This window comes from Geobacillus proteiniphilus (assembly GCF_001908025.1).
In the GTDB taxonomy this organism is placed as follows: Bacteria; Bacillota; Bacilli; order Bacillales; family Anoxybacillaceae; genus Geobacillus; species Geobacillus proteiniphilus.
In genome coordinates this window covers 78,222-86,414 of the sequence record NZ_MQMG01000006.1, presented here as the reverse complement: position 1 = coordinate 86,414, position 8,193 = coordinate 78,222, and the positions used below count along the sequence as shown (strand labels likewise).

Sequence of the window (8,193 nt, the reverse complement as noted above, 5' to 3'; positions counted from 1 at the left end):
AGTTATATAGACCTTGATCGTTTCGCTGTATACATGCAACATGAAGAGTTAACCTCTCCGTTATCCTGCACACCCTAAGCGCTGCAGCACTTCCTTCAAAGATCCTGTGGGCTCAATCTACAAGCTGAGCCATGGGGGGAGGAAGTTAGTTGAAGGAGAAGGCAAATGTTCATTTTTCAATGAGCATGTATATAGAGATAGGGAAGCAGTCATCAGTGAAGATGGTTTGCTTCCTTAACGTTTTCTACGGAGTTCGGACGGTGCAGTGAACGTTCCTCATATTGGTTAGGACGAGAGCATGGACAGTCTATTCCATAGTTGTCCCCCAATCGAATTTGCAGTAAGATGAAGAAGAGAGACAAGGGGAAAGGGTGGGCATGCCATTGACGATTTCTGCCGCGGCGCTGTTGGCGTTATGGAAGATTATTGCGATTGATATCATTTTGTCGGGCGATAATGCGGTCGTCATTGCCATGGCGACGCGCCGGCTGCCGAAAGACCAGCGAAACAAAGCGATCGTTTGGGGAACGGCGGGGGCGGTGCTGCTGCGCATTTTGTTTGCGGTTGTCATCGTCTTTTTGCTCCAAATCCCGTTTATTCACTTTGCGGGCGGCTTGCTGCTCGTATGGATCGCCTATAAAGTGCTCGTTGAGCGGGAAGAGGAAGCAAACGTAAGATCGGCAGACCGGTTGTTGAAGGCGATTATGACGATTATGATCGCCGATGCGGTCATGAGCTTGGACAATGTCGTCGCCGTCGCTGGTGCGGCGGAAGGGCATCTTGGCATGCTGGCGCTCGGGGTAGCGATCAGCATTCCGATCATGGTGTTCGGATCGAAAGCGATCGTCCACATCATGGAAAAACATCGTTGGATTGCGTACGTTGGTTCGGGCATTTTGGCGTGGACGGCCGGAAAGATGATGGCGGGGGATGAAGGGGTGCTGCATTGGCTTCACTTGTCGTATGGCCCGTTCGTCTACGCGGTTGCCGCCGGTGTGACGATTTTTGTCGTGTCTGCCGGCTATATCACGAATAAAAAGGCCGAGCGTGAAGAAGGGACGCTTATTTGAGCGGTTGGGGGTGGTGTGATGCCATGAACATCCAACGCATTCTCGTGACGGGAAGGCTTTATGCCGAGCTTGCCGCCCTTCTTCCGGACAAGCGGCCGGATAAAGAGTTTCGCTTTGTCGCTGAGGCCGAACTGAAGGCGGATGATTTCGCTTGGGCGGACGCGTATGTTGGCTTTCGTCCGGCCGGGCCGTTTTCGCTTGCATCGCTCCGTTGGGTGCATTCGCTCGGCGCTGGCGTTGACGCGTTTTTGTGGAAACGGGAATGGAAGCCGGACGTGCTGCTGACGCGGACGATCGGCCCGTTCAGCGAGCAGGTCAGCGAATATTGTTTGAGCTATTTGCTGCGCGACGCCCAATGCCATGACGTTTATGCATGGTATCAAGAACAGCGGCAGTGGAAGCCGCTCGCTCCGAAACGGCTTGGTGAACAGCGGATTGTCATTTATGGGACGGGTGAGATCGGCCGGCGCATCGCGGAAACGCTTCGTCTGTTCGGCGTTTCGCCGATCGGCGTATCGCGAAGCGGCCGAGAAACGCCGCCGTTTTCGGCTGTTTACCGCCATGAAGAGGCGGGTGAAGCGCTTGCTCGCGCCGATTGGGTGATCGCTGTCCTTCCGCTGACAGAGGAAACGCATCATCTCTTTGACGAGACGTTTTTTGCCTGCTTGCACAATGCGGGCTTTATCAATGTTGGGCGTGGGGCGACGGTTGATGAGACGGCGCTTGTCGGCGCGCTGGAAAACCGAAATGTCCGCCTAGCGGTGCTCGATGTGTTCGAAGAAGAGCCGTTGCCGCCGCACTCGCCGCTTTGGGTTCATCCGAATGTCATCATCACCCCGCATATCGCGGCGCTGACATCAGCGGATGCCGCCGCCCATAGCGTTTTAGACACGCTCCGCCGCATCGAAACCGGGGAGCCGCTTGACAATGTGGTGGATGTCAGCCGGCGGTATTGAACCGGCATTTCGCGTCTTAACCGCGTCACAAAGGCTTTTTTAGTAACTTTTTGACCAGCACAACGAGCGATGACAGCTCTTTTTTGGCCATCGCTCTTCCCTCCTTGTGACATTCAATGTCAATGCTTTCGTCCATGCCCAAACCTTCCACAATCTTTCGCTGATCAGGGGGAGCGGGCGGCCCGGTGCGTCCCACGTATATTCGGCTGTGATGTTGTTGGCCTTTGTCTCATAAAACAAGCGAATCGAGTCGCCGGTGTTGGCAAAAAGGGGAACATTGAAAAAAATCTGTCCCATTGCGGAAAATACAGTTGATTTGGTAAATTCAGTTTTGTTATGATAACAATATTAAAGAATCCATGGATTGGAAAGTAGGGAAGGCGAAAAGCAAGGGCGAGTGGCTGGCGTTGGCAGTGGCCGTCCTTGCAAGCTGGAGTGTTTCGCTTCTTCTTTCAATCCGTCTTTCTAAGGTTCGAACGGTAGTTCACGAGTTTTATTGCCATTTGAGTTCAACTTTCTCACATCATAATCAATTGTGATGATCTGCTGAAAACGCAACTTGTTTCCACATCCCTTTGCGACTCCGCAATGACCACGGAACCCAACTTTCTTAACTAGGAATCCAGCAGGTTTAACTCATTGTCATTGATCTAGCTACTATACAGCTGTCATTAAAAAGAGGAGGTAATCCACGAGATTAGGATGGCTCTGCGGTGTGTTTCTCAACTGAATTGGATTCGCTCAATTCCTTTTTCTGTTTTCGATAGAGCCATTCCCGCATTTTAAACATGACAGTGGAGCTGATCAATAAGGCAATCAATGTTCCATACAGGTGGCACTGAAAGCGAGCCCCTTTCATCGGTTTGAATCGATGAATGTGAAACAGGGATTTCCATGTCTTAAATACCACCTCAATCTGCCAGCGAAGAGAATACAGCGTATGAATTTCGTGCAAAGAGGTATAAATCGCTGGAATATTGGTGATATATACATATATTGGGTGGGGGCGTCGCGTCACGTACGCGGCCCCTTTTTGTTTCGCCTTCTGTTTCCATTGTCCTTCCTTCTGTCGCTCCTGTTCTTCTGTCAGCCGATACACAATGAGCCGCGGTTGATGAACTTTCTTTCCACTGACATACGCATGTTCCAGTTCCATGGTTTCTCCCGGTTGCAGCACCGCAAGGAAATCCTCTGGTTCCCATTTTCGAAATCGGTCCCCTTCTTTTTGGTAAATCCCTACATTGTGTTTGAGCCGTGAAATATAAAAGGCTCCGGCGTCATGAATGGCTTGCAATCCCTCAAGCGAAAAATAGCCTAAGTCTTTCAAACAAAGGTCTCCCTCTTGGATGGTCGATAGAAGGGACGCTCCGTAGGCGGCGTCGTGATGACGGGCATCTTCGACGTCCACATGGAGAACCTTCCCTTCTAGCCATTCATATTCTAGCTGAATTTTCACCCCAGGCCCCGTACATCCCTCGTAAATCCCCTGGATTTCAGGAGGCAGTTGAAACGACGTGGAATCGAGAATGCGAATCCGGAGAAACAGCGAATGTCTTGGACATAAGCGACGGGCCTCCTGAGTCTGATGAATGAGCAGTTTTTCAAACACCGCTTTGAGGAAACTCACCGCTTTTTCATTAAACCGTTGATTGAGCCCTTCCGCACTCAGAGAGGTGTTTTGCTTGAGAGCTAGAGCACTGCAAAGCTGCACCAATGATTTTTGACCGCCTCCTTCCTGGAGAAATGTGCAAAGTGCCACGAAATCATGGGCGCGTGACTTCCCCTTTCGTTGAATAAATTGATGATCTCGGGCCATATGTTCAAGTTCTTCGCACGATAACACGCTTCTTAATCCGTCTAAAAAACAATGCCATTCTTCTTGGAGAGATAAGGACGTCTTCAAAAAAACCACCCTTTCTAAGACATTATGAGGTCTTCAAAAGGATGGTCAAATCAGGCATATATTTATTCCTGTTTTCTTAACTTGATGGCTATGGAGGGTGTCCCAAAAGGATCGGGACACCCTCTTTCGTCTCTATATATACGCACTGACTGCTTCTTCTGTACTATATTTTGTGCCTATCCTGAAGACAGACGGCCTTTTGGGTCAGCTCCATGAAAGCGAGCCGTTTTCTTAATATTGAATGATTCTGAAAAAAATGGTATCCTGTAATCGCCACAAGGAGGTGAATCCATGCCGACGATCACGCTAAGGCTGGAGCTGCACAACCCAACGAAAGTCAAACAAGACATGTACGAACGGATGACAGAAGTGAATACCGCGTTTGCGAATTGGCTGTTGAATCATCCCGAGCTGAATCAAGCGACGAGCAAACGATTTAAAGAATTTTCATCGCAGCGGTTTCCTTCTGCCGTCGTGAATCAGACGATTCGAGAAGTGAAGTCCCAAAAGAAAAACCAGAAAACAAAGAAGTTTCGAACATTCTGGTGTTGCTTTAACAATCAAAACGTGAAGGTGGAAAAGAAAGGAGCGTTCTACACGGTTTCCTTCCCCACACTGGAGAAGCGAATTGGCGTGCCGGTCGTCACGCGCTCCTATCAAGAAGCATGGCTGAACCGGCTGATCAATGGAACCGCCAAACAAGGGGCCGCCAAGCTGTACAAAAAGAGAAAAAAATGGTATTTAGCGATCGCGATCACCTTTGAAGTCAAGCCGCGTCACGAAACAAAGGTGATGGGGGTTGACCTTGGGCTTCGCTATATCGCCGTGGCCAGCGTGGGAACGAAATCGTTGTTTTTCAAAGGGAACCAATGCGCCTTTGTGCGCCGACGATATGCGGCTTTGCGGCGCAAATGGCAAAAAGCCAAGAAACTTCGCGCGGTGCGAAAAATCGGAAACAAAGAATCCCGTTGGATGAAGGATGTCAACCACAAAATTAGCCGTCAAATTGTCCATTTTGCGCTCGCCAACGGTGTTGGCGTGATTCGGATGGAAGAGTTGACGGGGATTCGAAAGCGGGCAGCATCGGCCAAAGAAGCGGGGCGAAGCCTTCACTCTTGGGCGTTTCATCAACTGCAAATGATGATTGCCTATAAAGCCGAAATGGCGGGCATTCGGGTCGAGTGGGTGAAGCCGACCTACACGAGCCAAACGTGTAAATGTGGACATCGGGAAAAGGGAAATCGTAATGGCATCCACTTTCAGTGTAAAAAATGCGGATACACCCTCCACGCCGACTTAAATGGCGCCATCAACATCGCCAAAGCGATTTTGGGCTTCGCCGCCTAACCTAGTGCACTGGTCACAGGTGCGCCGCCCATCGGGGTACATCTTAACCCGATGGGACGGGGTGATGGCACACCCCTGAACTTGGGCGTTGTCCGAACCAGAAATGGATGAGGACGCGAACGACCCAAGAATCCCACGCCCTTTAGGCGTGTGGAGTGTCAATATTGGGTGAACTAACTAAGGAGTGCGATGATAGATAATCCAGCAACAATCCAGTCTGCTATGGACGCATTTCAAAGCTAAGATTCTGCTTAAGCTGTGGGAGCGGAGGAGGATGAAGTGCGCATAGGCATCCCGTTGGTTTTAATCCTTGTAATTGCTTTTTTTTCAGGATGTCAGCAGCAACAGACTGTGCCAGGGTATCAAGACATCCCGCTGCATCCACAAGCGAGTGACATTCGTTCGGTGGATGAACGGGTGGAGTTTGTTGTTGCGTCTTCTTCGGCGGAGGAAGTGGCTGACTATTATCTTGACGAATTGGAGAAACGTCAATGGACTCAAGTTGACAGGTGGGGGTCAGCTTTCGTTTATGAGAAGAATGGGAGACAAATTTTGCTAGTCGTTGCGGATGTGAAAAATTATACGAAAGTATCCGTCAGTCCGTTCCGCCCGAATTGATCAAGACGTCAAACCGTTGAACCCCTTTCGCCGCATCGAAACGGGCGAACCGCTCGCCAATGCGGTCGATGTGAGCCGGCAATATTGAAGAAAAAACGGTGCCCTATGATCGGAGAAGGGGCACCGTTTCGTTTTGATCAGCGGTCGGTGACGACGATATACGCCGCTTTCATCGGGCCGTGGACGCCGACGACCAAGTTCATTTCAATGTCGGCGGAGTTGCTCGGGCCGGTGATGAAGTTGATGCATGACGGAACAAGAACGCCTTTTTCAATTTGCTTGCGAATGATCACCGCCGCTTGCGTCATGCGCGGCACGACCGTGCTTTTCGGCACGATGGCGATATACGTTTTCGGCAAAAAGTGAATGACCCGCCCTTGTTCATTGCGGGAAAATAACACGACTGTCCCTGATTCCGCCAGCGTGATGTCGCTGAAGGCGATGCCGACGTTCGCCTGTTCGGCGGCGTCAATGTTTTGGCGTCCAAGCGCCGGATTCCATATATGGATGGCTGTTCGCTCCGCGGGCCATTCGTCTCGCAGCAAGGCTGACAGCCCATATTCGGCAAAGCGTGGATCATCCGGCACGATGACCGGGCCGCCGCCATAAGCCGTGACTTGTTGCTTGAGCACCCCAGCAAGTCCGGCGTTTGTCGTCTCGATGTAATCAGTATGAATCAGTTTACATTGTTCGCGAAGCACTGCCAACAAGTCGTCTTGGCTATAGCCAGCCAAGACCTTCCATTGCGGCTGAGCGCTCCATTGCGGCCGGGAGACGCCGGACAGGCGGGGAGCTCTCCCGAGGCGATGGGCGATGTTTTCTAAAAACGCGTCACGGTTGTGAATAGCACCACGCGTCATGACGGGTTTCCTCCTTTTTGGCGGTCGCGGAACCAATCGCGGAACCGCTCTTTGCTTGGCGCCGGAAATTCGCGGCTTTCCGTCCACGCTTTGAGTGGGCCGGGGCCTTTCGTGATGCGCCCGTCCTTAACGAACGAAGCGAAGGCGCCTGGAGCGAGCTTCGTGCCAAATCGGTATAACGATGGCGAGGCCGTTCCGAGACGGAACGCCTTCATCGCCAATTTTTCTGCGGCCGGCGCCTTTCCTTCGCGCTCAACGATGATTTGGCGATGTTTGATGAGCAGCTCGTGAAGCGGGATTTTCACCGGGCACGCTTCCGTACAGGCGGCGCAAAGTGAGGATGCGTACGGGAGCTCTTTGTAATCGTCATAGCCGCCCAACAGCGGCGACAACACGGCTCCGATCGGGCCGGAGTAAATCGAGCCATACGAATGGCCGCCGATGTGGCGGTACACCGGGCAGACGTTGACGCAGGCCGCGCAGCGGATGCATTGCAACACCGGCTGGAACTCCGTGCCTAAAATCGATGAGCGCCCGTTGTCGACAATGACGAGATGGAACTCTTCCGGCCCGTCAGCGTCGCCTTCGTCACGCGGACCGGTGAGAACGGTGATGTAGCTCGTCAATTTTTGTCCGACGGCGCTGCGCGTCAACATGCTGACGAGCACTTCCATCTCCTCAAACGTCGGAACGATCCGCTCCATCCCCATGACCGTAATTTGCGTTTTCGGCAGCGCTGTCACCAAGTCGGCGTTGCCTTCGTTCGTAACGAGCGTAATCGAGCCCGATTCGGCGATGGCGAAGTTGCAGCCGGTAATGCCGATGTCGGCTGTCAAATAGTCGCGCCGCAGCATCTCGCGGGCATGGCGGGCGAGTTCAACCGGATCGGACGACTTCGTATAGCCGAGCTTGCGGCGGAAGACGTCGCGAATTTGCTCTTTGTTTTTATGCAACGCCGGACCGACGATATGCGACGGTGGGTCATGGTCATCGATTTGCAAAATGTATTCGCCAAGGTCCGTTTCGATCACTTGGCAGCCGATGGATTCCAGCACCGGGTTTAAGTTGATTTCTTCCGTGACCATTGATTTCGATTTAACGATTTTTTTCGCTTGTTTTTCCAAAGCGATGCGGCGGATATAGTCGTTCGCCTCTTCGGCCGTCCGGGCGAAAAAGACGTGGCCGCCCCGTTTGGCAACGTTTTCACTGAGTTGCATTAAATAATAGTCCAAGTTTTCAAGCGTATGTTTTCGAATTTGTTCGGCAAGCGAGCGCCACTCCTCCCAATGGCCGAGCTCTTCGATGACGCCAAGCCGCCGCACATAGCCGCGGTCTTGCATGCCGGCGACCGCCCCGCGCATAAAGTCGTTGTCCAAGTTTTCTCCGACCCGTTTCCAAAACGGCCCGTTTTCGATTTTCATCGGCATGTTCGCTTCCCT

At 52.0% G+C, this 8,193-nt stretch carries 6 protein-coding genes and 1 pseudogene; 4 read left to right on the top strand and 3 right to left on the bottom strand.

The features are described 5' to 3' along the window. Window positions 1-377 precede the first annotated feature (377 nt). A complete protein-coding gene (locus BRO54_RS03860; protein ID WP_176202435.1) occupies window positions 378-1,070 on the top strand; it encodes a TerC family protein in 693 nt (230 codons plus the stop codon). A gap of 23 nt (window positions 1,071-1,093) precedes the next feature. Beyond that, entirely contained in the window at window positions 1,094-2,026 is a 933-nt protein-coding gene (locus tag BRO54_RS03855; protein WP_074043175.1) for a D-2-hydroxyacid dehydrogenase, read from the top strand. A 736-nt stretch (window positions 2,027-2,762) separates the two neighbouring features. On the opposite strand, the pseudogene BRO54_RS03850 reads toward BRO54_RS03855, so the two are convergent. Next, window positions 2,763-3,929: pseudogene (locus BRO54_RS03850) on the bottom strand (IS4-like element ISGka3 family transposase); the annotation flags it as partial. A 291-nt stretch (window positions 3,930-4,220) separates the two neighbouring features. Between BRO54_RS03850 and BRO54_RS03845 the strand changes: the two are divergent. Next, window positions 4,221-5,276 carry an RNA-guided endonuclease TnpB family protein gene (locus BRO54_RS03845; RefSeq protein ID WP_074043174.1) on the top strand — a complete coding sequence of 352 codons (1,056 nt, stop codon included), beginning with the start codon at window positions 4,221-4,223 and terminating at the stop codon, window positions 5,274-5,276. A 279-nt stretch (window positions 5,277-5,555) separates the two neighbouring features. Beyond that, window positions 5,556-5,894 (top strand): hypothetical protein, encoded by a 339-nt coding sequence (locus BRO54_RS03840; protein WP_074043173.1) that lies wholly within the window; start codon window positions 5,556-5,558, stop codon window positions 5,892-5,894. A 137-nt stretch (window positions 5,895-6,031) separates the two neighbouring features. On the opposite strand, the gene BRO54_RS03835 is transcribed toward BRO54_RS03840, so the two are convergent. Both BRO54_RS03835 and BRO54_RS03830 read right to left on the bottom strand, forming a co-directional pair. Further along, window positions 6,032-6,754, bottom strand: coding sequence for a LutC/YkgG family protein (locus BRO54_RS03835; protein WP_074043172.1), 723 nt, complete (start codon window positions 6,752-6,754; stop codon window positions 6,032-6,034). After that, window positions 6,751-8,181 carry a LutB/LldF family L-lactate oxidation iron-sulfur protein gene (locus BRO54_RS03830; protein ID WP_074043171.1) on the bottom strand — a complete coding sequence of 477 codons (1,431 nt, stop codon included), beginning with the start codon at window positions 8,179-8,181 and terminating at the stop codon, window positions 6,751-6,753. The genes BRO54_RS03835 and BRO54_RS03830 overlap by 4 nt, the downstream gene beginning before the upstream one ends. Window positions 8,182-8,193: the final 12 nt, after the last annotated feature.